Below are 26,020 nucleotides of genomic sequence, written 5' to 3'. Positions count from 1 at the left end.
GTCGCTCACTGCGCCCCTCCTCCACCCGGTGCCCGCCCGTACCGGACGGTGGCATCATGCCGGCCGGTGCCGGCGACGCCCAGTGTATGCCCCGAGCACCGGCAGTCATGCGGCGCGCAGGGCCGGGAGGACCTCGGCACCGAGCCGTTCGATGTTGCGGATCGTGCGCTCCGGCGTACCGCCGGCCTCGACCATGAGCAGCACCCGCCGGACGCCGGTGCCGGTGAGCGTGCCGGTGAGAAGCTGCACGCACCTGTCGGGCGGTCCGATCGGATGGATCGCCAGCAGGTGCTCGACGTAGTCGGCGAGGTTCCTGGTCGTGGTGGTGCCGTCGATGCGGACGTGCTCAGCCGCCCTGGCGAGCCACCCGGGGAGCGTCGCGCGGAGCACGTCCTCGGCCTGCGCGGTGGTGTCCGCGACGTACGCCAGATGCGCCGACACGTGCTCGGCACCCCGTTGAGCGTGGCGGCGGATCAGATCGGCCTTGCCCACGTCGGTCTCGTGCACGCCGAGCAGCAGTGGCAGCCCGCGGCCGGCGGCCAGGTCCACCGTTGAGGGCGAGGTCGCCGCCACCCACACCGGCAGGGCGCGCGGCGGCCGCGGTACGACCGGCACGTCGCGGAAGCGGAAGCGGGCTTCGTCGCCGCGGACGGTACCGGCGCCGCTGAGCGTGGCGAGCAGGACGCCGAGGGCTTCGGCGAAGCCGTCGAGGGTGTAGCGGTCCAGGCCGGTGCCGAAGACCTCGAGGTCGGCCCACGGGCCGCCGCGAGCGACGCCGAGGTCGAACCGGCCGCCGGAGACGGCGTCGAGCAGCGCCGCCTCCTCGGCCAACGCGACCGGGTGCCGGTTGGACAGGTTCGCCGCAGCGGTGCCGACCCGCAACCGGCTCGTCCGGCCGAGGACGAACCCGGCCATGGCGACGGCGGACGGGCACGTGCCGTACGTGACGAAGTGGTGCTCGGCGAGCCACACGCCGTCGAAGCCGGCCTGCTCCGCAGCCTGCGCGTAGGTGACGGCGGTGCGCAGCGTGTCGCCATGGCCGGCGCCGGGGAACTGGCCGGCCAGCAGGAAGGCGTCGACACGCAACTCCCTGCTGGCCGCACCGAGGTCAGCAGTCACGCAATTCCGGCGACTGGTTGAGCAGCTGACCCCGAGGGGAGATGAACGCCTCGTAGCGCTCGCCGCCGACTGCGGCCGGGGCGAACGCGGCGACCCGGTGGCAGTTCTGGAACGCCAGCTTCACCCCGAAGTGCCGCTCCAGGCCGCCGCGGATCGCGTCGCTCGCCAGGGCGCGCAGCAGTTGCCCGCGTTCGGCCTCGCTCGGCGGCGGCACCTCGTGGTCGGCGAAGTCGCCGCCGGATGCGCGCAGGTCGCCGGCGACGCCGCTGATCACCGTCCACGCGTACGGCAGGGAGTCGCGCACGCAGGCGACGAACTCGGCATCGTCGACAGGTCCGGCCTCGGCCCGCTCCAGCAGTGCGGTGGGGACGTCGAGTGACATCGGTTGCTCCTCTACGGTCAGCGCGCGGCGACGGTCGCCGGCTGCAGGACGAAGTCGGGGTCGATCTGGGCGGTGAGGTCGGCGCCGGCGCGGGCGTTGCCCCACGCCGTGGCGTTGCGGGTGTGGAACTCCGCGGCCTGCGCCGCGTAGCGATGCCAGTCCTTGACGCAGCCGTCCAGCGCGGCGCGCATCGTGCGCAGCGCGGCGGCGTTGGACGGCTCAAGGTCGCCGATCGGCAGATGCCGGCCGCGCTCGGCGGCCTTCACGAACCCGGACCGGCCGATCCAGCACAACAGGTCGTCACCGACCTGCTCGCGCAGGAACGCCACGTCATCGTCGTCGTCGACCTTGTTGCCCACGACCGCGACCCGCACCCCGTGGTCGCGGGCGTAGCCGGTGTACTGCCGGTAGACCCCGACGCTGCGCACGGTCGGCTCGCAGACCAGGAACGTCAGGTCGAAGCGGGTGAACAGCCCGGAGGCGAACGAGTCGGCGCCTGCGGTCATGTCCACCACCGCGTACTCCCCCGGCCCGTCGAGCATGTGGTTGAGCAGCAGCTCGACCGCGCCGACCTTCGAGTGGTAGCAAGCGACGCCAAGGTCGTCGACGGCGAACGGGCCCGTCACGGCGAGCCGGACGCCACCGACCGGCCGGACGAGGCGGTCGTAGATCGGGTTGCCGTCGGCGACACCGACCAGCCGCGACCCCGCGCCGGGCGGCGTGGTCTTCAGCATCGCCGCGGCCGAGGCGATCCGCGGGTTGTCCCCGCGCAGGTGTTCCTTGATCTCGTCGAGATGGTCGCCGAGCGCGGGCAGCAACGCGGCCTCGTCCTGTTCGGCGCCGAGCGCCACGGCCAGGTGCTGGTTGATGTCCGCGTCGATCGCCAGGAGCGGGACGTGGTGTTGGGCAAGGTACCGGGCGAAGAGCGCAGCCAGCGTCGTCTTGCCGCTGCCACCCTTGCCCACAAACGCTGTCTTCACAGCATTAGTGGTATCGGTTTTCATTTTCACCGTCAAGCGGTTCGCCCGAATTCGCCCTTCCGGCGCCGCGACCACGCGGCTACCGGCTTCCGCCCGATGCTAAGCGCGATTCACCGCACCCGACAGGAAGTGAATACATTCGCAAGCGTAAATATTTTCGAACCGGCGGACGTCGTTGCTACGGGACCAGGGTGGCCAGATCCACGCTGTGCCAGACCTGGCTTTGCCGGTCGCCGGTCGACCACCACAGCACGTGCTGACGGGCCAGCACCTCCCGGACGTTCTCGGCGACGGTGACCAGCCGGCCGGTGGTGACGTCGTAGAGCACGAGCCGCTGCTGAGCACCCCCCGACGTCCGGTTGCTCATCTCCAGCACCGGCTCGAACCGGTCCAGCAGCGCGACATCGGCGACGGCGGCGGAGAACACGGCTCCCCCGACACGGCGGCGGCCCGTGCCGTCGGACCGCATGATGTCGTAGCGGGTGCTGCCGTCGGAGCCGGTGGTGACGATGGACCGGCACCACGTCGGGCTGCACGCGACGTATTCGCTGGGCGACGACGCGACGGTGACCCGCTGATCGGTGTCGAGGTTGCGCAGCTCCAGCGGCTCGGCGGCCGGGCCGCTGCCCGGGACGCTCAACAGCCACGGCCACGCCGACAGCTGGTAGGCGCCGGTGATCCGCCGGACCGTCACCTGCCCGCCGCCGACCGGCACCGACCGCAGCTCCGTGCTCACGCCGTCAGCCGACTCGACCGCGGCCGCCCAGTGCAGCCGATCGCCGTGCACCAGCAGATCATGCTACGAGTTGAGGAACACGATGCCACCGGTGTCGGCGGTCAGCGGAACCGGTGCCCCCGTGTCACGCAGCGACGCACGCCACAGCCGCGTCTGGGCCGGCTCGGTGGTCGACGCGGATGTCGTCTCGGCCCAGAACACGGCATCACCCGAACCGGTGAACCCGAGGAAGTTCGGATACCGGTCCTGCGTGACCCGGCGCAGCTCCCGGAACTCGCCGCCGGCCCGCACGACGACCCGCTGCGCGGTGCCGTCCGGGGTCGGTGCGACACCGACCGAGGTGGACACGTCCACGTACAGCCACGGCGTGTAGATCGCGCCGTCCGGGAGCACACCCGGCGTGTCCACGACGGCAGCCTTCGGCCAGGCCTGCGCCAGCGACGCCCCGGCAGGCGCCGCCTGCGACCGGGCGGGCGCGGACCGGCGCGGCGGACCGCTGACCACCAGCCACCCGACCAGCAGCAGCGCGAGCAGCATCGCGGCGGCGCGCACAGGTCCGGTTTGCCTGACCGCTTCCACGAGGAGACGGTACCAACCGAGCAGGCGGTAACCTGCGGTGGTGACGCTGACAGACCAGCAACCGGCACAGACTCCCGCCCCGCGGCGCGGCCGAAGGATCGGGTCCGTCGAGGTCCTCGCCGGGCTGCTGGTCGTCGTGGTGCTGCTGCGCGGACCGATCACGGCAGCGGTCTCGGCCCCCGCCCTGCAGACGTGGATGACCGTGTTCGTATCGGTCATGATCCAGGCGATGCCGTTCCTGGTCTTCGGGGTGGCACTGTCCGCGGTCATCGCGGTGTTCGTGCCGGCCTCGTTCTTCGCCAAGGCGCTGCCGAGGCACCCCGTGCTGGCCGTACCGACGGCGGGCATCGCGGGCGTGGTCCTGCCCGGCTGCGAGTGCGCGTCCGTGCCGGTCGCCGGCGCCCTCATCCGCCGCGGCGTCACACCCGCGGCCGCCTTCGCGTTCCTGCTGGCGTCCCCGGCGATCAACCCGATCGTGCTCGTGTCGACCGCGGTGGCGTTTCCCGGGCAGCCGAGGATGGTCCTCGCTCGCGCCGTGGCCAGCCTGGTGGTCGCTTGCCTCATGGGCTGGCTCTGGCAGGTGTTCGGCAAGGGCGACTGGCTGCGCATGCCGTCCCGGGCGCATCTGGACGGCATGGCCCGGTGGCCCGCGTTCTGGACGTCGGTCCGCCATGACGTCCTGCACGCCGGCGGCTTCCTCGTCGTCGGGGCGGCCGCCGCCGCGGTCGTCGCGGTCGTCGTGCCGAAGTCGTGGCTGCAGCAGCTGTCGGCGAACCCGGTCGTGGCCGTTGTGGCGCTCGGCCTGCTGGCGGTCATCTTGTCCATCTGCTCAGAGGCCGACGCGTTCGTCGCGGCGTCGCTCACCCAGTTCTCGCTGACAGCGCGGCTGGCGTTCCTCGTGGTCGGCCCGATGGTCGACCTGAAACTGTTCGCCATGCAGGCTGGCATCCTCGGCCGCGGGTTCGCGCTACGGTTCGCGCCCGCCACCTTCGTGCTGGCCGTCACCGTGTCGGCGATCGTCGGGGCGGTGATCTGGTGAGCCGTCAGACCCAGGCGATCATCCTGCTGCTGCTCGGCGGCTCCGTGATGCGCGCCAGCGTGACCGACCAGTACCTCAACTACGTCAAACCCGGCCTGCGTGGCTTTCTCATCGCCGCTGCCGTGCTGCTGCTGCTCGCCGGCGCGTACACACTCTGGCAGGACCTGCGCCCGGCCCGGACCGCGCAGACATCACCCGGCGAGCACGGCCACGAACACGAGCATCACAGCCCGCGCATCGCCTGGCTGTTGCTGCTGCCCGCGTTCGGGCTCCTGCTCGTCGCACCGCCGGCGTTGGGCTCCTACGCCGCGGGCCGCACCGGCACCGCCCTGGCCGCACCGTCGGATTACGCCCCGCTGCCGGAGGGCGACCCGGTCCGGATCGGGCTGCTCGACTACGCCTCCCGCGCGATCTTCGACCAGGGCCGCTCACTGGGCGACCGGCGGGTCCAGCTCACCGGCTTCGTCATGCCCGGACCCGACGGCACCCCGATCCTGGCCCGCATGATCGTCAGCTGCTGCGCCGCCGACGCCCGGCCGATCAAGGTCGCCCTCGGCGGTGACCTGCTCGCCGGCCTCGGCAGCGACCCGAACCAGGAGCAGTGGTTCGAGGTCGTCGGCGTGTACGACGACCGCACCGTCAAGGATCCGGTCAACGCCGAGAGCATTCCGTACCTTCGCGTCATCGAGGCGAAGGCGATCGCCACGCCCGCCGAGCAGTACGAGTCCTGACCTTCCGACGGCCGCGGCGACTCAGACGGACAGGGTGCGCAGGTCGACGCGTCACAGTTGGGCAAGATACTGCAGGGATCGGACTGTCACCCGGACTGACGGCACTCGGTGCACGTGCCGAACAGCTCAAGCGTGTGGTTGACCTCCGAATAGCCGTGTACCTGGGCGATCTGCCGCGCCCAGGCCTCCACGCCCGGGCCGGTGACCTCGACCGTGCGGGCGCAGTGCCGGCAGATCAGATGGTGATGGTGACGTTCCTCGCGGCACCGCCGGAACCGCTGCTCCCCGCCGTCGACCCGGACCGTGTCGACCTCCCCGGCATCGGCGAGGGCCTGCACGGTGCGGTAGACGGTCGTCAGCCCGATCGACGATCCCCGCTCCCGCAGCCGGGCGTGGACCTGCCGCGCACTGATGAACTCATCGGTCTCCGCGAGCAGCTCCAGCACCGCACGACGCTGACGGGTGCGGTGGTGGCGGCCGTCGACAGGCCATCCCACGTGCCGCCGCTCCGCTCCGTGCGGCGCCGGGGAAGCGCTCACGTGTCATCGCCCCGCTGCTGCATTCCGGTGGTCACCGGCCCGCCGTTTCCGAAGGCAGCAACCTGCCGGCCGGGTCGGGGTTGCGGCCCAGCCCGGCGCAGCCGCATCCGGGCCAGCAGCCCGTGCCGTGGGGCCAGCAGCCAGCAGCCGATGAACACGCCGGTCAGCACGAGCACGATCAACCCGCCTGCAGCGAGGTCGAGGTGGTACGACAGGTACAGGCCGCACACGGCGCCGAGCGACCCGATGAGCGGCGCGACGAGCATCATGGTGCCGAGCCGGTCGGTGAGCAGCCTGGCGCAGGCGGCCGGGGTGACGAGCAGGGCGAGGACGAGGATGTTGCCGACGGCCTGCAGGGAGATGACGATGGCGAGGGCGACCATCGCGTACAGGGCGACGTCCAGCGCGGCGACCGGCAGCCCGTTGGCGCGGGCGGTCTCCCGGTCGAGGCTCACGGTGACCAGCCGGCTGTGCAGGATCGCGGCCGCGGCGAGCAGCGTCGTACCGGTGCCGGCGACGGTGAGCACGTCGCGGTCGCTGATGCCGAGAATCTGCCCGAACAGGAACGACTCCAGTGAGCCGCTGTAGCCGGGGGCGCTGCTGAGCACGACGATCCCCAGCCCGAACGCGGCGGCGAAGAACACGCCGATGACGGTGTCCTCCTTGAGCCGCCGGTTCTGGGCGACGGCGGCGATCGCGAGCGCGGTGGCCAGGCCCGCGGCGGCGCCGCCGATGACGAGGTCGGCCTTGAGGACGAAGGCGACGGCGATGCCGGGGAAGACGGCGTGGGAGACGGCGTCGCCGATGAAGGCCATGCCGCGCAGCACGACGTGGCTGCCGACGACACCGCACACGATGCCGGACATGGCGGCCACGAGCAGCGCACGTTGCATGAACGCGTGGTCCCACGGCTCGGCGACGAGGTCGAAGAAGGTCATGATGTCGCTCCGGTGACGCCGAACGCCCGCAGCCACACGGCCGGGTCGCGCAGCTCGTCGGGGGCCGCGTCGGCGATGACGGTGCGGTTGAGCAGGCAGATGCGGTCGCAGAGACGGTTCGCGGCGGTGTGGTCGTGGGTGGTGACAACGAGCGCGGTGCCGTCGCCGGCGAGGCGGCGCAGCAGGTCGGTGAGCATGGTCTGGGTCGGTTGGTCGAGGCCGGTGAAGGGTTCGTCGAGCAGCAGCAGCGCCGGCTGCAGGACCAGGGCCCGGGCGACGAGGACCCGCTGCCGCTGCCCGCCGGACAGTTCGCCGACGGGCCGGTGCCGCAGCCCGGCCATGCCGACCCGTTCCAGGGCGGCGCGGGCGGCGGTGGTGTGTTCGCGGGGCGGACGGCCCAGCCACCGGGTGCGGTGCGTGAGCCCGGTCCGGACGGCGCGCTCGACGGTGATCGGGAAGTCCCAGGCGAACTCGTGGCGTTGCGGGACGTAGCCGATGCTGCCGCGGACACGGTCGGCCGGCTGCCCGGCGACGCTGACCGTGCCGGCGTGCCGGTCGAGCAGGCCGAGCACCACCCGCAGCAACGTGGTCTTCCCGGCGCCGTTGGGTCCGATCAGCCCGACGATCTCGCCGGCGTGCACGGCCAGGTCGACATCGGCGAGCACCTCCCGTCCGGCCAGCCGGGCTCCCACACCGCGAACGAGCAAGGTCGCGGCGCTCACCGCTCGGCCCTGCGGTTCCGGCGCCGCACCAGCACGACGGCAAGCAGCGCCAACAGGACGAGCAACACCCCGGAGCCGACGGCGGGCCACAACCATGCCCGGCCCGCCGTCGAGTCGCCTGCCACCGCGACCGCTGCGGGTGCTGCCGGGCCGGTGCCGACGCTCTCTGCGGGTGAGGACGCCGGGGGGAACGCCGTCGCCGGGTCGCCGGCGCCGACGTAGACACGCAGAGTGCCGCGTCCGCTGAGCGGCTCCCCGGCCTTGCCGGCGGCGGTCATCTCCAGGTCGATGCGGTACGCGCCCGGGGCAGTGAACACCCAGTTGCCGTGCACGTGGGTGTTCACCTCGACACCGCTGTCCTGGGGCAGCGGTCTGCCGCTGTCGAAGACGACCTGCGGGGCCCCGAAGTTGCCGTTGAGGAACAGCGCGAACCTTCCAGGGCCGCTGACCTGATGGACCCGCCAGGTCACCTCCCGCTGGATCGTCGTGGCGACGGTGGGGTCCTGGGTGTTCCAGCCGAGCCAGACCGCGTCCGGGCGCTGCACCTGCGGCAGGATCCACACGTCGCTGCCGGCGGCACCGAGGAACGCGAACTGCGCCGCTGCCGGGACCTGAGCGCGGGTGGCGTCGACGGCATGGACGACGACCTCGTCAAGGGCCCGCCACGCCGGCGGGCGCACGGTGTCGTCGCGGACCTGGACCCGCCAGCCGCCGTCGACGACGCGCGGTCCGAGGTCGGCGTGGCCCACGGTGAGGACGACCGGCGCCGGCGCCGCCCGCGCCGCCCGCGCCGGCAGCCCCAGCAGCGCAGGCAGCAGCGCCAGCACAGCGGCCATCACGGACCACCGAGGCAGGTGGCCAGTTCGTCGGCGTTGTGCCGCATCATCACCAGGTAGGTCCTGGCCTGGTCGTCGAACGCGTCCCCGTAGAGCTTGCATATGCGGATGTCCTGATCCTTCGCGATCTGGGTGAGCACGCTCGCCCGTTTGGAAAGGTTGGGTTCCATGAACACCGCCGGCACCCGCAGGTTGGCGATGGTCTCGGTGAGCTTCCGGACCTGCGCGGCGCTGGGTTCCTGCGCCGGGTTGGGCACGACGAACCCGGCGACGGTCAGCCCGTAAGCCCTGGCGAGGTAGCCGAACCCGTCGTGGGTGGTGACGAGCTGCCGGCGGCCGGCGGGGATCGTGGCGATCCTGGCGCGCACGTCGTGGTCGAGCCGGTCGAGCTCGGCGAGGTAGTCCGTGGCCCGGCGCCGGTAGCCGTCGGCGCCGGCCGGGTCGCGGGTGACGAGGGTGTCACGGATGATCTGCACGTACGCCTTGGCGTTGGCCACGTTCTGCCACAGGTGCGGGTCGATCTCGCCGTGGACGTGCTTGCCGAGGACCGCCTGCGGCAGCTGGTGGATGCTCTGACCGGCCCTGCCGAGGAACGCGAACCGCGGGTCGTCCGGCACGGTGTCCAGGGCACGGTTGGGCACGTCGATGACCACGTCGGCGGCGGGCACGGCCTGCTGCGTGCCGGGCGTGCCCGCGTCGGTCCAGGCGTACATCTCGCCGCGGTCGAGGTCGACGGCCACATCGGTGTGGCCGCGGTCCAGCACGGTGGCCCCGCGTGCCACGGTGTGCGGGTCCACGCCGACAGCGAACGTGAACGTACCCGCCGCCACCGGTTGTACGACGCCGTCGGGGTTGGACAGGGCCGCGGACAGGGCCAGCCGGTAGATCCCCGGCGTGCTGAACGCCCAGTTGACGTGGGTGTGCGCGTCGGGGGGCAGCACCACGGTGTCGGCCGGGGACAGCCCGTCGGCGGAGTCGACGTAGACCTCCGGCTGACCCAGCGCGTGCGTCAGGTACACCGCCAGCCGCCCCGGCCCGTCGAGCTGTGTCGCGGTCAGCCTGATCTCCGACGCGCGGGACGCGCCGCGGGCGGCGCCGCTACCACGCACCGCGAGCCCGACCCACGGCACATCCAGGGCGATGTTCTCCACGAGAGGGATCACCTGCGCGCCGTACGCCTCCGCGGACTCCGCGAGGGAGACGTTGGGTGCGTCCTTCGGCGCGTTCGCGTCGATCGCCTTGATGAGCGCGTGCTCCTCCAGCAGCAGATGGTTGGTGAACGTCACATCCGCCTTCGCGATCGTCTTCGCGTCGCTGGGGGTCGGCTCGTACGAGTGCGGGTCACCGCCGGGCGGCACGACCGAGTCGACGGTGACCCGGTCCCCTCCGACCGCACGCACCAGGTCGGCGAGGATCTCGGTGGTCGCGACCACCCTGACGGCGGCGTCGCCGGACGGGACGACGCCGCAGCCGGCGACCGTGGCCAGGGTGATCAGCGTGCCGAGGACGCGCCGGCCGTTCACGTCGTCCTCCGGCGCCGGTACGTCAGCGCGACCAGAACTCCGCCGGCGCCGACCATGGCCGCGCCGGCGCCGATCAGCGGCGACAGCGCCGCCCCGGTGCGGGGCAGCCGGCCGTCCGCGGCGGCACAGCCGGTGCTCGTCGTGCGGGGCAGCAGCGTCTTCGGGTCGGTGCCGCCGACCGCGAACGTCACCACGGAGGTCGCGGTCGTGCCGCCGAGGGTGTGGCTGAACGACAACCGGTACGCGCCGGGCTTGGTGAACGCCCAGTTGCCGTGCGCGTGGGTGCCCGTCGGCACGTCGAGGCTGTCCGGCAGACCGTCCTTGCTGTTGAAGATGACCTTCGGCTGGCCGAACGCGTCGTACTCGAACACCGCGACCGTGCCGGGGCCGTCGACGCCGGTGAGCCTCCAGGTGACCGGCCCGCCGCTCTGGCCGGCCTCCTCCGTGTTCCAGCCGAGCCAGGGCACGCCCGCCTTCTGGGTCTGCGGCACCTGCCACACCTTCGCGCCCTGGCCGCCGAGGAAGTCGAACGGTCCGGCCGGCACCGTCGCCGTCGCCGCGTCACCGAGATGGAACACCACATCCGACGGAGGACGCCAGACCGGTGCGCCGCCGCCGGTGCCGTCCTTGATCCTCGTGACGGGTCTGCCGCTCTCCAGGCGGACGGCGACGTCGGCGTGTCCTGAGGAGATGACGACGCCGCTGGGACGGGTGGTCGGCGCGCACGATGTCGGGCGTGGCGCGGCCGTACTCGTCGCCGGAAGTGTCGTCGCGGGCGTGGTGGTCGTCGCCTCCGGCGCGGCCGTGCGGGAGGGCGTCGAACTGGGGACCGGCGACGAGCTCGGTGCGGCGGACGGAGATCCGCCGGTGACCTGGTGGGCGACGGCCGGGGCGGCCGACGGCGTGAAGTCGGTGCTGTACCTGGGGACGAACCGGGCCGCCAGCTGGTGCCCGCCGACGGCGAGACCGGTGGCGGTGAAGGTGGCAGCGCCCGCCGTGACCGGCTCGTGGCCCAGGACGGTATCGCCGTCGAGGAACTCCACCCAGCCGTCCGCACCCGCCGGTTCGACCGTCGCGGCGAGGGTGACCGGCTCGCCTGCCGCCGAGGTGGCCCGCGGCGGCGTGAGGCTGGTCGACGTCGGTGTGGCAGGGATGTCGGCCGTCGATGTGCCGCCGACGAACCAGGCGACCTCGACCGGGCCGGAGCTGATCGTCCGGCCGTCCGGGTGTGTCGCGGTGACTTCGAACGTGAGCACGTACCGGCCGAGGGCGGTGAACACCCAGTTCGCGTGCGCGTGCGTCATCACCGGCCACGAGCCGCTGGTGTACGCCGGATCCGTCGAGCTGAAGTAGCGCAACGGCTCCCCCACCGGACCTGACGCGAACACCTCGACCCGCCCAGGCCCGCGCACCTCCCGCAGATGGAACCGCACGGAGTCACCGGCGATCGCGCCCGGCTCGATGCCCTCGGTGGACCAGCCCGGCCACACCAGGGCGTAGTCCTGGATCTCCGGGGCCAACCACATCGGGTCGCCCGCGGCGCCAAGAAACGCGTAGTCCGGCAGGTCCGGCACCGCCAGCCTCGAGGCGTCGGTGTCGAACAGCTGCACCAGCACGTCGGCCGGGTCGGCGAACGTCGCCTCGTCGCCGTTGCCGATGCGGGTACGCACGTCGAGCCCGCCGTCGGCGTGGTCCACGAACAACAGGTCGGTGTGCACGTCGTTGAGCACGGTCCGCTGGCGGCTGGGCGGCGCCGGCGCACCGGTGGCGGCGCTCACCGGTACCGCCGCCGAACCCAGCATCGCGACCAGCACCCCGACCGCGGCGAGCACCGCGCCGAAGCGCCTGCGGCCGTGCAGCGAAAGATCAGCTGACTTCGACATCGAAACGATTTTCACTTTCAATAACCGTTCTGTCCAGAGGGCCAGTGGAGGAAGCCGGTCCGCCCGACCGGTGCGGCCGGGCGGACCGGTCGCGCTCAGCCCACCTGGAACGTGTAGGTGACGTTGCCCGACGTCGCGCCGGCGCCGTTCTGCGCGGTCGCCTTGAACGTCAGCGTGTAGGTGCCGAGCTGGGAGAACGCCCAGTTGCCGTGGGCGTGCGTACCGGCGGCGATGCCGCCCGGCCACACCGCCACCGGGCAACCGGCGGCGGTGTTCGTGCTGAGCCGGAACGTCGGCGTCGCCGGGAAACCGGCGGTCGTGTACAGCGCGAACCATCCACCGGCCGGGGCGGTCCAGCTCACCAGCTCCAGCTTCACCGGACCTTGCGCGGCCGGCACGTCCTCGGCGTTCCAGCCGGCGTAGAGCAGGTTCGCGTTCTGGGTCTGCGGCGCCACGTACACCGTGGAACCGGCCGCGCCGAGGCACGACCAGGCGGCGCCGGACGGCACGGTGATCGCCGACGACGACAGCAGCCGCAGCGTCGTGCCGGACGGCGACAGGTCGTCATTGACCGGGCTGTACGTCTTGATGTCAAGGCTCAGTGCGCCGTTGACGTAGTCGATGTCGAGGCCGTCGATGTGCCCGGACTGGATGGTGGCGGCGGACGCGGGCGTGGCGGCCAGGCCCAGCAGCACCACGGCGGCCGCCATCACGGCGACGGACCGGCGGAACAGTCTCATGAGCTTCCTTCTCGATCGATGAACGGGGATCACGCGCAGACGACGAACTTCAGCCACACCGGGTCGGAGGTGACCGTCACGCCCGTGGACGCGAGCCGCGCAGTGACGTCGACCTTGATCCGGTACGTGCCTGGCCGCTCGAACGCCCAGTTGTAGTGCGCATGGGTCGCCACCGGCAGCGTCACGATGTCGGGCAGGCCGTTCTCGCTGTCCACCGCGACCAGCGGCGCGCCGGCCGGGTCGGTGGCGAACAGGCTGAACCCGTCCGGGCCGAGCACCTGCCGGAACCGGATCCGGACGCTGTCACCAGCGAACACGCCCGGTTCCAGCTCCTCCGTGGCGAGTCCTGCCCACAGCAGCGCCGGGTCCTGCACCTCGGGCAGCACGTAGACGGTCGAACCCGGCGAGCCCAGGAACGCGTAGGCCGGGTCCGCCGGCACCGTGACCGCGGCCTGCGACGGCACCTTGAACACGACGGACGCCGGGTCACGCTCGACATCCGGATCGACCGTCTCGTCATGCACCGACAGCTCGAACGCACCGTCCTCGAAGGCCACGTCGACGGCGTCGACGTGGCCCTGCGACAGCACCACTCCGGCCGCCTGCGCCGGGGTACCGACGGCCAGCAGCGCGACCGTCAACGCCGTCGTGGCAGCACCCAGCAACGGGATACGAACCCGCATACCAATCCTCCTCAGTCTCCCGCCCGGGGCGGGGTTATCCGTAACGATATTCATTTTCAATAAGACGTCAAGCCCCCACCGCGCTCCGCACTGCATCGCGGCGCGCGTCACGGAGGCCAACCGCGTCGAACGGCCCCGCGTGGCGAGTGTCCACACCGGACAATGCGCTCGGGCGGTTCCCGGTCACCCCGGCGACCTCAGGCCGACACCACACGCCGAGGGCGGCACCAAGCTCGCGTTCAGACATCCGGGAGTACGTGCGCTGCGGCAGGGAAGTCGGCGATGGCCGAATGGGCGACATCAGCGAGGCTCCGCCGGTCGTCAATGACGCCCGCACTCCGACGCTCGCGAACGTCAGCCGCCAGATCCGCCGCGCTGCCGTTGAACTCGCCGTACAGCTGGTCGTCATTGATCCGGCGCAGGTCCTGACGGCAGGACAACCGACGTCTCAGCGATTCCACGAGATGGCGGAGATCTCGCGCCATCTCGAACCGCTCGCCATGGAACTGGGCATCGTGATCGTGGTCCTGTGCCAGCTCGAAGCGTGGGGTTCGGCGGAGCGGCAGGTTTTGTAAACTTTCCTTGCAGATATTGACCCAACTCGGTCGCGTTGCGACTGTACTGGCATGCTGACCCGCCGCACCTTGCTTGCCGCGTTCGGCGCCGCCGGTGGTGCCTTCGCACTGCCCGCGACCGCGCTGCCGGCGGCGGCCGCCGTCGCCGACCCCGTCGCCGAGGAGTACCACCGCCTGTTGCTCGTGCACACCCGCTGGGTGCAGCAACAGTGGGATGCGTCGATCGGCGCGTACCGGGCCGCGGACTTCCGGTTCGCCGCCGTCCTCGGCAACGCCGTGCTCCTGACGACCGACGGTTATGACGCGGCCCTCGCTGGTGTCGACGCTGCCACCCTGCGCACGCGCACCGTCGCCACGATCACCAGGTTCGCCGCGACGAACCGGCTGGCCGGAGGCGCCGAGTGGGGGCGTCGGCTGTTCTGGGACTCGACGTTCGAGCTGTACTTCGTGCTCGCCGCCCGGCTGTTGTGGGCGGACCTGAACGCGACCACCCGGGCGAACGTCGAGGCCATCGCCCGCGGGCAGGCCGCCTACGCGTACGGGCTCGGCACCGGCAACGACCCGCTCAGCGGCTCGTGGAGCCCGAACGGCAGCAGCGGCGGCTACACCGGCGACACCAAGCTCGAGGAGATGGGCGTCTACGCGCAGGCCATCGCGCCCGGGCTGGCGTGGGCCCCGGCCGGCGACGCCGAGGCCGCCCGCTGGCAGGAGCGGTTCGTGTTCTGGGCCGCCAACGCCAGCGGGCTGCCCGCCGCCGACCGGGCCAACCCGGCCGTGATCGACGGACGCCCGGTCAGCTCCTGGAACGTCGCGCACAACCTGCACGACACGTTCGTGGTGGAGAACCACGAGTCGGTCAACCCGCACTACCAGGCCGAACTGTGGCGCACCGCGGGACGGGCCGCGGCGCACTTCCTCGCGGCTGGAAAGCCCCTGCCGCAGGTCCTCACCCGCCAGCCCAACGGGCGGGAGCTGTGGGCCACGCTGCGCCTGCTGGCCAGCGACGCGGGCGAGCCGGTGATGCCGATGGTCGCCGACCGCTACCACCTGTACGGTCGCGACGTGCTGCCCCTGGCGTTCCTCGCCCAGGTCCAGGGCGACCCGCACGCCGCCCGCGCCGAGGCCGACCTCGCGGCGCGGCTGATGCCGTACCTCAAGTACGCGCCGGAGAACCGGCTGACGAAGTTCAGCGGCGAGGAGAAGTACGAGCCGGAGGCCCGCGCCGAACTCGCCATCGCCTACCTGTTCCACCGCTGGCGCGCGACCCCGGTGCAACCGGTGACCAGCGGCGAGTTCTTCGCGGCCGCCGCAGGAGTGCGCGACTTCGGCCCGGCCGTCGGGCTGACCGCGCACCAGAGCATCACCGGCTTCGCGGCCGCCGTCACGAAGCCCGGCTACGTCCGGTTCCTGTGGCAACCCGGACACGACAACTGGCTGATCGACACCCGGGCGCCGGCCTTCCTCCCGGCCCAGACCGCGGCGCCGACCCGACAGTGGACGGGCGCGTACGTCGCGGCCCGCGACGGCGTCGACGCCACCATCACGGTGCTGCAGACCGCCGCCGGGTGGGCCGGCTACGCCACCCTCCCCACGGGCACCGTCGTCTACGCCGGGCCTGGTCCATCCTCGCTGACCCTGTTCAACCTGAACATGCCGGGAGTGCCCGGCCTCGACGGCAGCCGCACCTTCACCGGACCCGGCGGTGCCGTGACACCCCCTCCCGGGCTTGGCGACGGCGGCACCGACGAGGTCACATTCACCGCTCGCGCTGCCCGGCATGTGCGCTTCCTCGGCCGGTCGGCCGCCGGCGCATACGGCTGTTCGCTGTTCTCCTTCGAGGCCCTCGACGCCGCGGGCACCGACCGGGCGCGCGGCCGCACGGTCACCGCGTCATCGGCCGACCCGGCCTACCCGGCCGCCAACGCTGTCGACGGTGACGCCGGCACCCGGTGGGCGGTCTCGCGCGAGGAACGCACCCGCGCCGACAGTTGGCTCGCCGTCGACCTCGGCGCCACCGTTCAGCTCACCGGCGTGCGGTTGCGCTGGGAGGCCGCTTACGCCACCTCGTACCTCATCCAGACCTCGACGAACGGCACCACCTGGACCACCGCGGTCACCGCACCCGCGACCGCGACACTGGGCGCCTGGGCGGGCATCGACGGCCGCGCCGGCCTCGTCGCGCACGGCGCCGCCAGCCCTATCACGGCGTCCGCGGCGAGCATCACCATCCCACCCGCCAACCTCATCGAGGGATACACCGGCACCGGTACCGACCTGGCTGCCGCGGCAAGCCGACGGCTTCCGACCGGCGGGCCGGCCACCCTGCGCCTGAGCGACGCCGACGGGTACCTCACCCTGCTCAACCTCTCCCCCACCGCCGTGAACAGCGTGGTGCTGACCCTGCCGCGCGGCGACCGGCTGTACCGCGGAGTGTCGGTCGTCCGCACGGACGGCGGCCTGGACCTCACCGCCTCGGTGCCCGCCGGCACCGGCGCCGTCCGTCCCGCCAGGTTCACCCTGACCGGCCGCGCACCGGCGGGCACCCGGTTCTCCGTCGCCGACTCACACCACGTCACCATCACCGCACCTACCGGCGCCGCTGTCGACCTGAACCTCGCGGCGGGCGCCTGGTCGGCGCGCGCCCAGGTGCCCGCCGGGGAAAGCCGAAGCTTCGCCGTGCCGGTCAGCGGACCGGTCACCCCCACCTCCGACCTGGCCCGCGGACGCGCCACGTTCCCCACCTCGCCGTTGCCCGCCGGCATGGGCGAACCGTCGTACGCCGTCGACGGCAACCCCGGCACCGCCTGGCGCCCCGGCCCCAACGGGCGGATGGTCGTCGACCTGGGCGTGTCACGCGCCGTCGCGAACGTGTCGCTGACCTGGACCAGCGGCACCCGCCGTGCGGCGCGCATCGAGACCTCGACCGACGGCGCGGCCTACGCCACCTTCAGCGGGCCGTTGTCCGCGCGGTACGTCGCGGTGGCAGTGCCGGGCTGGACCACCGGCGACGCGGAGCTCATCGAGCTGTCGGTCACCGCATAGCCCAGCGGGCGGCTGTTCACGACGATCACCGGCCCGCCCGTCATCCCGACCGACCCGATGGACCTGATCCTCGGGCCGCGACCCGTCCCGGGTGGACAGCCGCTGACGCGGACCTTCACCCAATCGATCGACTGGATGGAGATCTCCCGATGACAACCCTTTCCCGCCGCCTCAAAGGCCTCGGCGCGCTCACGCTCGCCGGCGCTGTCACGCTCGGACTGAGCCTGACCTTCGTGCGGCACGCCGACGCCGCCGCCACCACCCTCGGTGGTGCCGACCCCAGTGTCATCAAGGTCGGTGGGCTCTACGTCTCCGCCAAATCCGTCGACGGCGGCATCGCGGTCCGGTCCGCCACCACGCTCGCCGGCATCGCCACCGCGCCCAAACGCCAGGTCTGGCGCGACACCGGCAACCTCGGCGAGGTATGGGCACCGGAGATCGTCTACCAGGACGGGCGTTACCAGATCTACTTCGCGGCCGGGCGCAGCGGTGCACACCGGATGTACCACATCAGCTCGACCAGCCCGGATTCCAGCTACACCCCTGCCACGAAAGTGGCGTTGCCCGGTGACAAGTGGGCGATCGACGGCGTGCCGTTCACGTTCCAGGGGCAGCGATGGTTCGTGTGGTCCGGATGGGCCGGTGACACCAACGTCGAACAGAACCTCTACATCGCGCGGATGAGCAGCCCCACCACCACGACCGGCGGTCGCTACGTCATCTCACAGCCACGGGAGTCCTGGGAGCGCGTTGTCGGCAACCCCTACATCAACGAGGCTCCTGAGCCGATTCTCGACCCCAACGGGCAGCTGCACATCGTGTACTCGGCCAACGGCAGCTGGAGCAGTCGCTATTGTCTGGCCGACCTGCGACTACGCGCCGGCGGGGATCCGACGAACGTGTGGGACTGGTACAAGAGCAACGGCTGCCTGTTCGGCTCGCACTCCGACAACATGATGTCCGGGTGGGACCCGACGCTGCAGGTCGACGGCCCCGGGCACCACACCTTCGTGCTGGAGCGTGGGGACATCGCGGCCAGTCCGCCGTCCGGCCGGCGGTTCGCGACGATGTTCCATGCCGTCGCCAAGGGTACGCCGTACTCCTGGTCGAACCGCTACTGGTACACCGGCACGGCCGTCTGGTGGAGCAAGACCACCTATCGGCGCGCCAACGTTCCCGGCGCTACCACCGATGTCGGCTACAGCCTGAAGTTCTTTGAATAGCCGAAGCAGAAGGAGTACGTCATGAACCTGTCCCGACGGTCCGTACTGGCGGGATCAGCCGCTGCACTGGGTGCTCTGGCGTTGCCGGGCGAAGCCCGAGCGGCGGAGCTGCCCGCTGACGTTTCGCGTGCCATCGTCGACTCGACGATGGCACGGTTCACCCCCGCGGCCTTCGGCGGATGGGAGTACCACAAGGCCCTGTACCTGTACGGCCAGTACCTGTTCTACCGGCGCACCGGCGAGTCGAAGTACTTCGACTACATCAAGGCGTGGGTCGACCGGTTCGTCACTGACAGCGGCGTCACCAACCAGTTCAACAGCCTCGACGCGATGCGCCCCGCACAACTTCTGCCGCTGCTGTACAACGAGACCGGGCTGCGGAAATACCGCACCGCAGCCGAGCAGGTCCGGCGGCGGCTCAACACCTACCCGCGCACCACCGACGGCGCCCTGATCCACAACATCAACGCGAAGGGCCAACTCTGGTGCGACGGGGTCTACATGGCCCTCCCATTCCTGGCCCTGTACGGCCGCACGTTCGGCGACGCGCAGTACTGCTACGAAGAGGCCGGAAAGAACATGGCCGTCTACTTCAAACACCTGAAGTCGGACAACGGGCTGATGTTCCACGCGTACGACGAGGACGGCTCCGCACCGTGGGCGAAGAGCAACGGCGGCCGTTCGACGGTGCACTGGGGACGGGCGATCGGCTGGTTCGGTATGACCGCCGTGGAACTCCTCGAGGTCCTCCCCGCCAACCACCCCCGGCGGGCCCTCCTGATCGACATCGTCCGCCATCTCGCCGCCGGCTACCGTAACTACCAGGGCGCCTGGACCGGGATGTGGTACCAGGTCGTGAACAAGAGCACCGACACCCGCAACTGGCGGGAAACGTCCTGCTCCGCGATGTTCACCTTCATGCTCTCGCGAGGGGTCCAGCGTGGGTACCTCGGTCCGGAGTACCAGCACGTGGCGTCGAAGGGATACCAAGGAGTGCTCGGCCAGCTGTCAATGGGCTCCGACGGCCTGACCCGGATCGTCGACATCTGCGAGGGCACCAACGTCGGGGACGAGGACTACTACTTCAATCGTCTCCGCAGGGTGAATGACACACACGGACTCGGCGCCTTCCTGATCATGAACGAGCAGCTGCGCGCATAACGTTCCAACGGTGCGCGCTCGACCGCGGCGCGCACCTGATCCTCACTGGTCACGTCGGCCTGGACATAGCCGCCCCGGCCGCGGTGACGCCCGCTACGACACTTTCCGCACGTGCGTCGTTCCGGCATCGAGGACCGCCCCGTCGGCGCGCCGGGGCCGGTTGGGTCGTCGCCGTCGGCCAGCTCGGCTACCTGGCCGGCCTCATCGCGCTCGTCCCGCTGGGAGATGTCCTCGACCGACGGAACCTCATCGCCGCGCACCTCATACTCACGGGCGTGGGCGCCGGGCTGGTCGCCGTCGCGGCGTCCAGCGCGTTGGCGTTCGTGGGGCTCGCCTGCGCAGGCCTGTTCGCCGTCATCGTGCAGACCACGGTGGCGTACGCTGCCGCGCTGTCGCGGCCGGAGGACCGCGGGCGGACCATCGGGGTGGTCACCTCAGGGGTCGTGATCGGCATCCTGGGCGCCCGGGTACTCACCGGCGCGCTGGCGCAAGCCTGGGGCTGGCGCAGCGTGTACATCACCCTGGCCACGTTGTCGGTGCTGCTGGCGATGCTGGTCGCCGCGGTGCTGCCCGCCGATTCACGCACGGGGCGGGACCACGTATCGCCGAGCGCTCGAATCGCTGGTCGGGTTGCTCCGGGACCGGCCGTTCGTCAGCCGCGGCCTGATCGCGTTCTTCCTCTTCGCCTCGTTCGGCACACTGTGGAGCGGCTTGGCCCTCCCGCTCTCCGACGCCCCGTGGCACCTGAACGCCGCACAGATCGGCTCGTTCGGCGTCGCCGGGCTGGCCGGAGCACTCGGCGCCGCCCGCGCAGGCCGATGGGCCGACGCCGGGCACACAGGCCGCGTCGCCGGCGGCGCCCTCGTCCTGCTCATCGCGTCCTGGCCGGCGATCGCCTCGGCCTCGTGGTCGCTGTGGCCGCTCGTCATCGGCGTCGTCGCGCTCGACTTCGCCGTGCAGGCCGTCCACGTGAGCAACCAGCACCTGCTCACCGCCGCCAAACCCGACCGGACCAGCAGCGTCATCGGCGGATACATGGTCTTCTACTCCCTCGGCTCCGCGGTCGGCGCCACCGCGACGACGAAGGCGTTCGCCGCCGCCGGATGGACCGGCTCCAGCGTCCTCGGGGCCGCGTTCGCCGCCTGCGCCCTGGCGGTCTGGGCACTCACCCGTGACGCAGCGGACACCTCCCGGCCGCCGGCGAGCAGCCGCGTCGGCTGTCGCCGTCGCGGTGCGACAGCCCGGGTCGATACCGCCCATGCCTTTCAACCTGGGCAGCCATGCCTGTGGTGTCGGGTTTCGAGAAGGTGTACCGGTGGGCGGCCTGTCTGATCAGCTGGCGAACTGACCGGGACCCAACCGTGGGGTCGCGACGCGGCGGAAGCCACACGGGGCGGGGTAACCTTGTCCGCGTGTCGCCATAACTTCCTTCCGTCAGGGTTGAGCAAGTTGTCGCGCGGACCCTTGCCGGCCCTTCTCGCAGTCACCGCCGTATGGGTGATTGCCGCCGTCGGACTGGCCAGTTCGGGGTTGCTCAACCCGTGGTGGTCGACGCTCCTCGACGACGCCGGGCACTTCTCCGCTGCGCTCGTCGCGACTCTCGCCTGCTGGATCACTGCCAGACAGCACTCCGGTGCGCAACGGCGTTGGCGGGTGTGGATGGGCGTCGCGACATGCGGCTGGATGATCGGGCGGCTCATCTGGTCCTGGTACCAGCTGGTCCTCAACGTCACGCTGCCGTTCCCGTCGCTCGCGGACGCCGCATTCATGACCATGCCGCTGTTCGCCCTCGTGGCACTCATTACTCTGGCCACCGACCAGCCCGCGCAGGGCCCACTACGGCGCCGCTCGGGGCAACTGGTGATGGTCCTTGACGGGCTCATTGTCGTCGGTGCGTTGTTCGTGCTCACCTGGGCCACCACGCTCGGGCCACTCGTGCGGGCCGGTGCTGGTAGCAAGCTCACCTACGCAGCCGCCATCGCCTACCCGGTCACCGAGTTGCTGCTGACCGTCCTGGTCATTCTCCTGATCTCGGCGGCATCGTCGGCGTCGAACCGACTGCAGCTGATCATCCTCGGCGCCGGGCTGTTCTCCATGTCGCTCTCCGACAGCATCTTCCTCTATCGGCTGTCCAGAGGCGCATCCAGCCTACCGCCGCTGACCCATGTCGGGCTCGTCATCGGGCTCGGACTCGTCGCAGTCGCCGTGCTGACCCCAACCCAGGAGACACCAGGCTGGGCGATACGCCCGCACGCCCGCTGGGGCCACCTGCTGCTGCCGTACGTGCCCGTCGCGGGCACCGGCGTACTGTTCATCGTGCAGCTCGTCCGGGGCATCCCGATGGACGGCGTCGAGGTCGTCGTCGCAACCGTCGTCATCGTGCTGCTGATCATCCGCCAAGCGGTCACGCTCGTGGAGAGCACCAACCTCGTCGCATCGAGGGCACGGCTCGTGCTCGCCACCGACCGCACCCGCCGACAGCTCGAGCGCGACCTGCACGATGGCGTCCAGCACCGGCTCGTCTCACTCGCGCTGGACATCCGCCAGGCCGAGGCGAACGTACCGCCGGAGTCGACCCAGCTCCGGCAGCAGCTGGCCGCCGTCGTGACCGGGCTGACCGACACAGTCGACGACGTGCGGGAGCTCTCCCGCGGCCTGCACCCGGCGATCCTCACCGAGGGCGGCCTGCGACCCGCGCTCCGCACGCTGGCCCGCCGCTCCGCCGTCCCCGTGGAACTCGACATGCACGTCGACGGCCGGCAGCCGGAGCCGGTCGAGATCGCGACCTACTACGTGGTCGCGGAGGCGCTGACGAACGCCGCCAAATACGCTCAGGCCACGCACGCCAACGTCTGCGTGCAGGTCCGGAACGGCTACCTGCACCTGTCGGTACGCGACGACGGCATCGGCGGCGCGGACCCCAAACGCGGCACGGGCCTCACCGGACTGACCGACCGCGTCGAAGCACTCGGCGGCACGCTCACCTTCGACAGCCCGGCCGGCCAGGGCACCCACCTGCAGGCCAAGCTCCCACTCAACCAACCCTGACACCACGGCTCCAACGGGGCCCCGGCCCCGTCGTCGGGGTAGCGGTGGTACGCGGGCTCCGGCGGCTGCGGATCGGGCCGGGGCTCCTGTGGCATGGACTCGAAGAGCCGCCGCAGCTCCGCAACGGCTCGCGGCAGGTAGGTCAGCAACCACGCCAGCGCGAGGTCAGTCGGTGCGCGGCGTCGCCGATGTCGACGCCGCGCACCTCGAGCAGCCGTGCCAGCCGTCCATTGCATCCGGGCGGTCGCGTCATCGCCCTACGGTTTGGCGCGTTCAGGCGACCCAGAGCGCATAGAGGCCGGGTGCGTTCCAGTTGGTCGCCTGGATGGTTTCGCAGTAGTAGGAGGTCCACTGGTGGTTCTGCTGGCCGACGTAGCCGATCCCGGCGCACTGGTCGGGCCAGCCGTACAGCCCCTGCCGGGTGTAGCCGGGCGCCCCGGCCTGCGCTGCCGAGCCGATGCCGACGGCCGACAGCACAACGCTTACGATCAATACCGCCCTGACGACGAGTCGCTTCATGAAAGAAAGTTAACGATTACTCCCGTCGATGCGCAATCATTACTTTGCGTCGATGGATACGTCGGGGTGCAGTCCCGGGCGTTCGTTCGCCGGGGGGTCGCTTCATGCCGATGCTCTGGCAGGTAGTCGGTGCAGGGCGTTGACCAGGGGTGCCAGTTCGGGCATTTCCTCGGCTTGTGCGAGGGCGGTGGCCAGGATTTCGTCGTGCGTTGGACGGGCCTGTTTGAGCAGCGTCCAGCCTCGTTCGGTGAGTTCGGTGTAGATGCCGCGGCGGTCGTCCTGGCAGAGGATTCGGGTGAGCAGTCCTCGGTCTTCCAGGCGGTTGACCAGGCGGGTAGTCGCGCTGCTGGACAGCGCCGCTGCTCGGGCCAACTGCTGCATGCGCATGTGCCAGCCGTCCTGGCGCGACAGGGCGTCGAGCACCGTGTATTCGACGACCGACAGGTCATGCTCGGCCTGTAATGCCTTCTCAAGGGCCGTGTCGATGAGGCCGTGCAGGGCTGCGAGGGTCCGCCAGCCTTGGGCGCGGATCTCGACCGCGTCGTCGCCGATACCCACGACCTGTTCACCTCGTCTCGAGAGCCACTGATGCGTGACGGCTCCGGCCAAAGCATAGCCGCGTACGCCGGTATTTGCAGACGCTTGCGATGTGATCGACGGCATGCTTGCGCCGATATAGCGCGCACGCAAGTATTGGGTTGCACACGCCGGTAGTTGCAAGCGCGTTGCATATCGTCATCGGGAGAGAACATGTCTGTTTCAACGGGGCGCCTGCCACTGGGTCTGCTCGCCCTCGCCATCGGAGGCTTCGGCATCGGCCTCACCGAATTCGTGATCATGGGACTGCTCCCCGAGGTCGCAGCCGACTTCGGCGTCACCGAGTCAGCCGCGGGCTGGCTGATCTCCGGCTACGCCCTGTCTGTCTCCGTCGGCGCGATCGCACTGACCGCCGCCGTCACCCGGCTCAACCGCAAGCACGTGCTTATTGGGCTGATGGTGCTGTTCATCGCGGGCAACCTGATCTCCGCGCTGGCCGGCACGTACTCGGTGATGATGGCCGGCCGCGTCGTCGCCGCCCTGTCGCACGGGGCGTTCTTCGGCATCGGCTCGGTCGTGGCCGCCAGCCTGGTCGCACCGTCGCGTCAGGCCGCGGCGATCGCCATGATGTTCACCGGGCTGACCGCCGCCAACGTCCTTGGTGTGCCGTTCGGCACATTCCTGGGCCAGCAGCTCGGCTGGCGGGCGACGTTCTGGGCGATCACCGGCATCGGCATCGTCGCCTTGATCGGCATGGCGACCCTGGTCCCGTCGCGCACCAGTAGCGCGAGCGTGCCGGCGAGCCTGCGTCACGAGATCCGGGCCTTCGCGCATCCGCAGGTCTGGTTCTCGCTGCTGATCACCGTCCTCGGCTTCGGTGGCATGTTCGGTGCGTTCACCTACATCGCGTACACGCTCACCGAGGTCAGCGGTTTCGCCACCGGGACGGTGCCGTGGCTGCTGATCCTGTTCGGCGTTGGCCTGTTCGTCGGCAACACCCTCGGGGGCAAGGCCGCCGACCGGTCGGTGCCCAAGACGCTCATGGTCGTGCTCGCTGCGCTCACCGCGACCCTCGTCCTGTTTGCGTTGACCGCGCCCAACCAAGCGCTGACCATCATCTCGCTTGCGCTGATGGGCGCATTCGGGTTCGCCACTGTACCTGGCCTGCAGATGCGAATCATGCAGTACGCCGGGCAGGCGCCGACCCTGGCCTCCGGGGCCAACATCGCTGCCTTCAACGTCGGCAACGCGCTCGGCGCCTGGATCGGCGGCGTCACCATCACCGCCGGACTCGGCTACACCTCCACGCTGTGGGCCGGAGCAGCGCTCAGCTTCGCCGGACTGCTCGTCCTGCTGGCCGCCGGGCACGCCGTCCGCCGTGGCAAATCCCAGGACGCCCGGCGCGCGGGTGCCGCCGCGCACGCCGGCACCCGGGCCTGAATCACCGCACTCACGAAGGAGAACCCAGTCATGCCCAAGGTCCTGATGATCGTCACTGCCGCGGACAGCCTGACGCTCGCCGACGGCACCAGCCACCCGACCGGCTTCTGGGCCGAGGAACTCGCCGCCCCGCACAAGGTCTTCCGCGACGCCGGCGTCGCGGTCGACATCGCCACACCCGGTGGCGTCGCCCCGACCGTCGACCCGATCAGCCTCGACTCCCGCGGCGGAGTGAGCGATGCCGACGCCGACGCCTTCCGCGACTATCTCGTCTCCATCGCCGGCGACCTCGCCAAGCCGCTGGCGCTCGCGGATGCGGACGCGACCGCGTACGACGCCATCTTCGTCCCGGGCGGGCACGGCCCGATGGCCGACCTCGCCTCGGACACCGACCTCGGCGTGCTGCTCAATGAAGCCGACGACCGCGGCCAGCTGATCGCGGCCCTGTGCCACGGCCCCGCAGCCCTGCTCAGCGCCCACCGTCCCGATGGGACGTTCACCTTCGCCGGACGCCGCCTGACCGTCTTCACCGACGCGGAGGAGCGTCAGGGCGGGCTGGGCGACGCCACCCCGTGGGGGGCCGAGTCGCGGCTGCGCGAGCAAGGCGCGACGATCGATGCTGGTCAACCCTGGACGAGCGTCGTCGTGATCGACGACAACCTGGTCACCGGCCAGAACCCACAATCCAGCGCGGACACCGCCCGTGCGGTACTCGACAAGCTGGGCGTGACAGCTGGGGAGACGCGACGATGACCTCGACCGCTCTGGATCGGTTGGCAGCCGCTGACCGGCCCACGATCGGCATCGAGCTGTCACTGGACAACGACTGGTCAGACGCCGACGCGGGGGCCCAGTTCACCGCTCGGCTCTCCGCCACCTCGACCAGCCTCGGCGCCGATCACGTCATGCTCAGCCTCCGCCAGGCACCCGCCCCGTCGATGACGTCCTGCCGCACTGTCCAGCCGACACAGCACTCGCCGCGACCAAACTGACGGGAGATCTTTCATGCCGGCAACGCGGGTTGCCGCCGCGTTCACCGAACTCG

At 71.0% G+C, this 26,020-nt stretch carries 26 protein-coding genes and 1 pseudogene; 12 read left to right on the top strand and 15 right to left on the bottom strand.

The window, feature by feature from the left end:
- Positions 1 to 105: 105 nt before the first annotated feature.
- The 5 genes from ACFY3L_RS00365 to ACFY3L_RS00345 all read right to left on the bottom strand — a co-directional run bounded on the left by ACFY3L_RS00365 (position 106) and on the right by ACFY3L_RS00345 (position 3,796).
- Positions 106 to 1,119, bottom strand: a complete 1,014-nt coding sequence (locus ACFY3L_RS00365; RefSeq protein ID WP_389316761.1) for an LLM class flavin-dependent oxidoreductase — start codon at positions 1,117 to 1,119, stop codon at positions 106 to 108.
- A complete protein-coding gene (locus tag ACFY3L_RS00360) occupies positions 1,109 to 1,501 on the bottom strand; it encodes an SCO5389 family protein (RefSeq protein WP_389316758.1) in 393 nt (130 codons plus the stop codon). The genes ACFY3L_RS00365 and ACFY3L_RS00360 overlap by 11 nt, the downstream gene beginning before the upstream one ends.
- A gap of 17 nt (positions 1,502 to 1,518) precedes the next feature.
- Entirely contained in the window at positions 1,519 to 2,481 is a 963-nt protein-coding gene (locus ACFY3L_RS00355) for an ATP-binding protein (RefSeq protein ID WP_389316755.1), read from the bottom strand.
- Positions 2,482 to 2,659: 178 nt separating this feature from the next.
- Positions 2,660 to 3,268: a hypothetical protein gene (locus tag ACFY3L_RS00350; protein ID WP_389316753.1), complete on the bottom strand. Its 609-nt coding sequence runs from the start codon at positions 3,266 to 3,268 to the stop codon at positions 2,660 to 2,662.
- 12 nt (positions 3,269 to 3,280) lie between these two features.
- The gene (locus ACFY3L_RS00345) at positions 3,281 to 3,796 is read right to left on the bottom strand and encodes a hypothetical protein (protein ID WP_389316751.1); all 516 of its coding nucleotides are present in this window, start codon (positions 3,794 to 3,796) and stop codon (positions 3,281 to 3,283) included.
- Positions 3,797 to 3,836: 40 nt separating this feature from the next.
- On the opposite strand from ACFY3L_RS00345, the gene ACFY3L_RS00340 reads away from it, so the two are divergent.
- Positions 3,837 to 4,835, top strand: coding sequence for a permease (locus ACFY3L_RS00340; RefSeq protein WP_389316748.1), 999 nt, complete (start codon positions 3,837 to 3,839; stop codon positions 4,833 to 4,835).
- Positions 4,832 to 5,566 (top strand): TIGR03943 family putative permease subunit, encoded by a 735-nt coding sequence (locus tag ACFY3L_RS00335; protein ID WP_389316745.1) that lies wholly within the window; start codon positions 4,832 to 4,834, stop codon positions 5,564 to 5,566. The genes ACFY3L_RS00340 and ACFY3L_RS00335 overlap by 4 nt, the downstream gene beginning before the upstream one ends.
- Positions 5,567 to 5,652: 86 nt before the next feature.
- Here the strand turns inward: ACFY3L_RS00335 and ACFY3L_RS00330 are convergent, their stop codons facing one another.
- The 8 genes from ACFY3L_RS00330 to ACFY3L_RS00295 all read right to left on the bottom strand — a co-directional run bounded on the left by ACFY3L_RS00330 (position 5,653) and on the right by ACFY3L_RS00295 (position 13,430).
- Positions 5,653 to 6,063, bottom strand: a complete 411-nt coding sequence (locus ACFY3L_RS00330) for a Fur family transcriptional regulator (protein ID WP_389316743.1) — start codon at positions 6,061 to 6,063, stop codon at positions 5,653 to 5,655.
- A gap of 38 nt (positions 6,064 to 6,101) precedes the next feature.
- On the bottom strand, positions 6,102 to 7,043 hold the full coding sequence (locus ACFY3L_RS00325) for an anchored repeat-type ABC transporter permease subunit (protein ID WP_389316740.1): 942 nt from the start codon (positions 7,041 to 7,043) through the stop codon (positions 6,102 to 6,104).
- The gene (locus ACFY3L_RS00320; RefSeq protein WP_389316737.1) at positions 7,040 to 7,735 is read right to left on the bottom strand and encodes an anchored repeat-type ABC transporter ATP-binding subunit; all 696 of its coding nucleotides are present in this window, start codon (positions 7,733 to 7,735) and stop codon (positions 7,040 to 7,042) included. The genes ACFY3L_RS00325 and ACFY3L_RS00320 overlap by 4 nt, the downstream gene beginning before the upstream one ends.
- A 26-nt stretch (positions 7,736 to 7,761) precedes the next feature.
- Complete coding sequence (locus ACFY3L_RS00315; RefSeq protein WP_389316734.1) at positions 7,762 to 8,601, bottom strand: choice-of-anchor M domain-containing protein; 840 nt, start codon at positions 8,599 to 8,601, stop codon at positions 7,762 to 7,764.
- Complete coding sequence (locus ACFY3L_RS00310; protein ID WP_389316731.1) at positions 8,601 to 10,124, bottom strand: anchored repeat ABC transporter, substrate-binding protein; 1,524 nt, start codon at positions 10,122 to 10,124, stop codon at positions 8,601 to 8,603. The genes ACFY3L_RS00315 and ACFY3L_RS00310 overlap by 1 nt, the downstream gene beginning before the upstream one ends.
- Entirely contained in the window at positions 10,121 to 12,007 is a 1,887-nt protein-coding gene (locus ACFY3L_RS00305) for a TIGR03773 family transporter-associated surface protein (RefSeq protein WP_389316729.1), read from the bottom strand. The genes ACFY3L_RS00310 and ACFY3L_RS00305 overlap by 4 nt, the downstream gene beginning before the upstream one ends.
- Before the next feature lie 95 nt (positions 12,008 to 12,102).
- Positions 12,103 to 12,747: a choice-of-anchor M domain-containing protein gene (locus ACFY3L_RS00300; RefSeq protein WP_389316726.1), complete on the bottom strand. Its 645-nt coding sequence runs from the start codon at positions 12,745 to 12,747 to the stop codon at positions 12,103 to 12,105.
- 29 nt (positions 12,748 to 12,776) lie between these two features.
- Complete coding sequence (locus ACFY3L_RS00295) at positions 12,777 to 13,430, bottom strand: choice-of-anchor M domain-containing protein (protein ID WP_389316723.1); 654 nt, start codon at positions 13,428 to 13,430, stop codon at positions 12,777 to 12,779.
- Positions 13,431 to 13,720: 290 nt separating this feature from the next.
- Here ACFY3L_RS00295 and ACFY3L_RS00290 point away from each other — a divergent pair, with 290 nt between their 5' ends.
- From ACFY3L_RS00290 to ACFY3L_RS00260, 7 genes and pseudogenes are all read left to right on the top strand, one after another.
- Positions 13,721 to 14,005 (top strand): DnaB-like helicase C-terminal domain-containing protein, encoded by a 285-nt coding sequence (locus ACFY3L_RS00290; protein WP_389316721.1) that lies wholly within the window; start codon positions 13,721 to 13,723, stop codon positions 14,003 to 14,005.
- Between the two features lie 51 nt (positions 14,006 to 14,056).
- Entirely contained in the window at positions 14,057 to 17,047 is a 2,991-nt protein-coding gene (locus tag ACFY3L_RS00285) for a discoidin domain-containing protein (RefSeq protein WP_389316718.1), read from the top strand.
- A 149-nt stretch (positions 17,048 to 17,196) separates the two neighbouring features.
- The gene (locus ACFY3L_RS00280) at positions 17,197 to 18,270 is read left to right on the top strand and encodes a glycoside hydrolase family 43 protein (RefSeq protein ID WP_389316715.1); all 1,074 of its coding nucleotides are present in this window, start codon (positions 17,197 to 17,199) and stop codon (positions 18,268 to 18,270) included.
- 21 nt (positions 18,271 to 18,291) lie between these two features.
- Positions 18,292 to 19,431, top strand: coding sequence for a glycoside hydrolase family 105 protein (locus ACFY3L_RS00275; RefSeq protein WP_389316712.1), 1,140 nt, complete (start codon positions 18,292 to 18,294; stop codon positions 19,429 to 19,431).
- A gap of 83 nt (positions 19,432 to 19,514) precedes the next feature.
- A pseudogene (locus tag ACFY3L_RS00270) lies at positions 19,515 to 19,970 on the top strand (MFS transporter); the annotation flags it as partial.
- Between the two features lie 91 nt (positions 19,971 to 20,061).
- Entirely contained in the window at positions 20,062 to 20,763 is a 702-nt protein-coding gene (locus tag ACFY3L_RS00265; protein ID WP_389316709.1) for an MFS transporter, read from the top strand.
- A gap of 165 nt (positions 20,764 to 20,928) precedes the next feature.
- Positions 20,929 to 22,479 carry a sensor histidine kinase gene (locus ACFY3L_RS00260; protein WP_389316706.1) on the top strand — a complete coding sequence of 517 codons (1,551 nt, stop codon included), beginning with the start codon at positions 20,929 to 20,931 and terminating at the stop codon, positions 22,477 to 22,479.
- 273 nt (positions 22,480 to 22,752) lie between these two features.
- Here the strand turns inward: ACFY3L_RS00260 and ACFY3L_RS00255 are convergent, their stop codons facing one another.
- Together ACFY3L_RS00255 and ACFY3L_RS00250 are read right to left on the bottom strand one after the other, a co-directional pair.
- A complete protein-coding gene (locus ACFY3L_RS00255; RefSeq protein ID WP_389316703.1) occupies positions 22,753 to 22,998 on the bottom strand; it encodes a hypothetical protein in 246 nt (81 codons plus the stop codon).
- 102 nt (positions 22,999 to 23,100) lie between these two features.
- Positions 23,101 to 23,556 (bottom strand): MarR family winged helix-turn-helix transcriptional regulator, encoded by a 456-nt coding sequence (locus ACFY3L_RS00250; protein WP_389316701.1) that lies wholly within the window; start codon positions 23,554 to 23,556, stop codon positions 23,101 to 23,103.
- A gap of 192 nt (positions 23,557 to 23,748) precedes the next feature.
- On the opposite strand from ACFY3L_RS00250, the gene ACFY3L_RS00245 reads away from it, so the two are divergent.
- From ACFY3L_RS00245 to ACFY3L_RS00235, 3 genes are read left to right on the top strand one after another with little or no spacing between them, the layout of a single operon-like run.
- The gene (locus tag ACFY3L_RS00245) at positions 23,749 to 24,975 is read left to right on the top strand and encodes an MFS transporter (RefSeq protein WP_389316698.1); all 1,227 of its coding nucleotides are present in this window, start codon (positions 23,749 to 23,751) and stop codon (positions 24,973 to 24,975) included.
- A gap of 30 nt (positions 24,976 to 25,005) precedes the next feature.
- On the top strand, positions 25,006 to 25,728 hold the full coding sequence (locus ACFY3L_RS00240; protein ID WP_389316695.1) for a type 1 glutamine amidotransferase domain-containing protein: 723 nt from the start codon (positions 25,006 to 25,008) through the stop codon (positions 25,726 to 25,728).
- Positions 25,725 to 25,967, top strand: a complete 243-nt coding sequence (locus ACFY3L_RS00235; RefSeq protein ID WP_389316693.1) for a hypothetical protein — start codon at positions 25,725 to 25,727, stop codon at positions 25,965 to 25,967. Before ACFY3L_RS00240 ends, ACFY3L_RS00235 begins: the two co-directional genes overlap by 4 nt.
- Positions 25,968 to 26,020 lie beyond the last annotated feature (53 nt).

The sequence above is a fragment of the Dactylosporangium sp. NPDC000521 genome, assembly GCF_042898305.1.
In the GTDB taxonomy this organism is placed as follows: Bacteria; Actinomycetota; Actinomycetes; order Mycobacteriales; family Micromonosporaceae; genus Dactylosporangium.
Note: the sequence above shows the minus strand (reverse complement) of the source record. Positions and strands in the feature narration are given on the sequence as shown.

Excerpts from the sequence above, each read along its gene's own strand:
- ACFY3L_RS00315 (WP_389316734.1), bottom strand. The coding sequence starts at position 8,601 with ATGGCCGCTGTGCTGGCGCTGCTGCCTGCGCTGCTGGGGCTGCCGGCG.
- ACFY3L_RS00325 (WP_389316740.1), bottom strand. The coding sequence starts at position 7,043 with ATGACCTTCTTCGACCTCGTCGCCGAGCCGTGGGACCACGCGTTCATG.
- ACFY3L_RS00255 (WP_389316703.1), bottom strand. The coding sequence starts at position 22,998 with ATGAAGCGACTCGTCGTCAGGGCGGTATTGATCGTAAGCGTTGTGCTG.
- ACFY3L_RS00300 (WP_389316726.1), bottom strand. The coding sequence starts at position 12,747 with ATGAGACTGTTCCGCCGGTCCGTCGCCGTGATGGCGGCCGCCGTGGTG.
- ACFY3L_RS00295 (WP_389316723.1), bottom strand. The coding sequence starts at position 13,430 with ATGCGGGTTCGTATCCCGTTGCTGGGTGCTGCCACGACGGCGTTGACG.
- ACFY3L_RS00290 (WP_389316721.1), top strand. The coding sequence starts at position 13,721 with ATGGGCGACATCAGCGAGGCTCCGCCGGTCGTCAATGACGCCCGCACT.
- ACFY3L_RS00240 (WP_389316695.1), top strand. The coding sequence starts at position 25,006 with ATGCCCAAGGTCCTGATGATCGTCACTGCCGCGGACAGCCTGACGCTC.
- ACFY3L_RS00360 (WP_389316758.1), bottom strand. The coding sequence starts at position 1,501 with ATGTCACTCGACGTCCCCACCGCACTGCTGGAGCGGGCCGAGGCCGGA.
- ACFY3L_RS00280 (WP_389316715.1), top strand. The coding sequence starts at position 17,197 with ATGACAACCCTTTCCCGCCGCCTCAAAGGCCTCGGCGCGCTCACGCTC.
- ACFY3L_RS00285 (WP_389316718.1), top strand. The coding sequence starts at position 14,057 with ATGCTGACCCGCCGCACCTTGCTTGCCGCGTTCGGCGCCGCCGGTGGT.
- ACFY3L_RS00275 (WP_389316712.1), top strand. The coding sequence starts at position 18,292 with ATGAACCTGTCCCGACGGTCCGTACTGGCGGGATCAGCCGCTGCACTG.
- ACFY3L_RS00245 (WP_389316698.1), top strand. The coding sequence starts at position 23,749 with ATGTCTGTTTCAACGGGGCGCCTGCCACTGGGTCTGCTCGCCCTCGCC.
- ACFY3L_RS00235 (WP_389316693.1), top strand. The coding sequence starts at position 25,725 with ATGACCTCGACCGCTCTGGATCGGTTGGCAGCCGCTGACCGGCCCACG.
- ACFY3L_RS00305 (WP_389316729.1), bottom strand. The coding sequence starts at position 12,007 with ATGTCGAAGTCAGCTGATCTTTCGCTGCACGGCCGCAGGCGCTTCGGC.